Source organism: Bradyrhizobium mercantei (genome assembly GCF_001982635.1).
Lineage (GTDB): Bacteria > Pseudomonadota > Alphaproteobacteria > Rhizobiales > Xanthobacteraceae > Bradyrhizobium > Bradyrhizobium mercantei.
The window spans coordinates 1-1,549 of record NZ_MKFI01000030.1; the positions used below are offsets into that span (position 1 = coordinate 1).

Below are 1,549 nucleotides of genomic sequence, written 5' to 3' on the forward strand. Positions count from 1 at the left end.
CGGTAGGAGGGCTGCTGGTGGTGGCCATGGTCATCACGCCCGGCGCAACCGCCTATCTGCTGACGGACCGGTTCGGCCGCCTGCTGGCCATCAGCGTCGCGCTGGGCGCGGCCAGCAGCGGCGTGGGGGCCTACCTGAGCTACTTCCTGGACGGCGCCACCGGCGGGGTCATCGTGGTGCTGCAGGCCCTGGCGTTCCTGCTCGCCTTTGTCTGCGCGCCCAAGCACGGGTTGCTGGCCGCGCGCCGGCGCATCAAGGCGGCGAGGGCCGACGCATGACTATCCTGGAATCCCTTTTCCTGCCGCTGCAGTTCGATTTCATGCGCGAGGCCCTGCTGATCGCCGTCGTGGTGGCGGTGCCGACGGCGATCCTCTCGTGCCTGCTGGTCCTGAAGGGCCTGGCGCTGATGGGCGACGCCATTTCCCACGCGGTGCTGCCGGGCGTGGTGCTCGCCTACGTCGCCGGGATTCCGCTGGAGGTCGGCGCGGTCGTGGCCGGCCTGGTCTGCGCCCTGGGGACCGGCTTCATCCGGGCGCACAGCCGCCTCAAGCAGGACACGATCATGGGCGTGGTGTTCTCGAGCCTGTTCGGGCTGGGGGTGGTGCTGCACGTCGCGGTCAAATCCGATCTGCACCTGAACCACATCCTGTTTGGCGACCTGCTGGGCGCGAACCCGCGCGATCTGCTCCAGAGCGGTGTCATCGCGCTGCTGGTGGTCGGCGTCATCGGCCTGAAGTGGCGCGATTTCCTGCTGCACGCGTTCGATCCGGGGCAGGCGCGCGTGGTCGGGCTGCCCGTCCGCGGCTTGCACTACGGCCTGTTGATCCTGCTTTCACTGACCGTCGTGGGCGCGCTCAAGGCGGTCGGCATCATCCTGGTGATCGGGCTGCTGATCGGCCCGGGCGCGATCGCCTTCCTGCTCACGCGGCGTTTCAGCGCCATGCTGTGGGTCGCGGTCGCCGTGTCGCTCGCGGCCTGCCTGGCCGGGACCTACCTCAGCTTCTTCCTCGACAGCGCGCCGGCCCCGACCATCGTCGTGGTGTTGGCCGCCGTCTTCATCCTGGCGCTGATCGGCACCCGCGGGCAAGGCGCGCGGGGCGAGCATCAGCCGCATCCGGGTTGACGCGCCGCGTCTGGCCCGGCATCCGCCAGCGGACGCCGGGCCGGACGGTTCGAAGACATTTATTGCATCGGCCCTGTCGATGTGCGCCCGGCTCGTTCGTCGTAGTGCCAGGGGTCCTCTCGATCCCCTCTCCTGGAGAACGGCATGCGCAAACTCATCGTTTCCCTCTTCACCAGCCTGGACGGCGTGGTGCAGGCCCCCGGTGGGCCGAATGAAGACCCGTCCGGCGGCTTCCGGCTGGGCGGCTGGACCGTGCCCTATGCCAACGACGCCATCGGCAGGCACGTGCGCGACCTGATGGCGGCGCCGTTCGAACTGCTGCTGGGCCGGCGCACCTACGACATCTTCGCGGGCTACTGGCCCCACGTGCCGGCCGGTTCGRGCAGCCGCCCGCTGGCGGACCGCCTGAACAGCGCGCCCAAGCAC

The 1,549-nt window shown here is 69.8% G+C and carries 3 protein-coding genes; all 3 read left to right on the top strand.

The features are described 5' to 3' along the window. On the top strand, positions 1-278 hold a 278-nt coding region (locus BI327_RS40665), incomplete at its 5' end, for a metal ABC transporter permease (protein ID WP_143271805.1). Continuing rightward, positions 275-1,123 carry a metal ABC transporter permease gene (locus BI327_RS40670; protein ID WP_033504402.1) on the top strand — a complete coding sequence of 283 codons (849 nt, stop codon included), beginning with the start codon at positions 275-277 and terminating at the stop codon, positions 1,121-1,123. The genes BI327_RS40665 and BI327_RS40670, both read left to right, overlap by 4 nt. A 144-nt stretch (positions 1,124-1,267) precedes the next feature. Further along, positions 1,268-1,549 (top strand): dihydrofolate reductase family protein (locus tag BI327_RS40675; RefSeq protein WP_167386939.1); only part of this gene is annotated, 282 nt, incomplete at its 3' end.

Coding starts and splice junctions, on each gene's coding strand:
- BI327_RS40670 (WP_033504402.1), top strand. CDS start 275: ATGACTATCCTGGAATCCCTTTTCCTGCCGCTGCAGTTCGATTTCATG.